General features: G+C 59.4%; 2 protein-coding genes. Both read right to left on the bottom strand.

All coding sequences use genetic code 11. The features are described 5' to 3' along the window. Positions 1 to 233 (bottom strand): IS66 family transposase (locus GXY01S_RS16835; protein ID WP_456306313.1); only part of this gene is annotated, 233 nt, incomplete at its 3' end. A 65-nt stretch (positions 234 to 298) separates the two neighbouring features. Beyond that, positions 299 to 598 (bottom strand): IS66 family insertion sequence element accessory protein TnpB (tnpB, locus tag GXY01S_RS16830; protein WP_156470359.1); only part of this gene is annotated, 300 nt, incomplete at its 5' end.

Genomic DNA, 598 nt, shown 5'->3' with positions numbered 1-598 from the left:
ATTTCCACATCTTCGAGGAGCAGTTCGAGTTGTTCAGTCTCACGCTCGATCTTTTCTGAACTGGCCCCGAATTTCTGTTTCTGCAGGCGAGCGATCCGGATCCTGAGCGACTGGACAAGGGCATCATAGGCCCGGGCCGACGCCGACAGCCGCACGATCTCGCCCTGCTGGGCCATGATGATGCCCTTGAGGGTCTCCAGATCATCAGGCAGGGGGCCAGAGTGTCGCTCCATCTCTGGATAATAGCGGAAAACTGCCAGAAAACAAAGAAATCCGCGACAGAAATAACGAAAAAAAATCAGGCTACGCGAGAGGGGGGCGCCGACCAGGATGGCCGTCTCCAGTCGATTCCTTCCCAGAGCATGGCCATCTGTGCGGCTGTCAGGCGGGCAACGCCATCTGCCGGGGAGGGCCACGGAAAACGTCCGGTCTCGAGCACCTTGTAATAAAGGCAGAACCCCTGACCGTCCCACGTCAGAAGCTTGATCCTGTCCCCCCGGCGACCGCGAAAGGCGAAGAGAGCGCCCGATGTCGGGTCCTGACGCAGCCTGTCCTGTGCAAGTGCGGCCAGCCCCGATATGCCCTTGCGCATATCCGT

It is taken from the genome of Komagataeibacter xylinus NBRC 15237 (assembly GCF_001571345.1).
GTDB lineage: Bacteria > Pseudomonadota > Alphaproteobacteria > Acetobacterales > Acetobacteraceae > Komagataeibacter > Komagataeibacter xylinus.
Note: the sequence above shows the minus strand (reverse complement) of the source record. Positions and strands in the feature narration are given on the sequence as shown.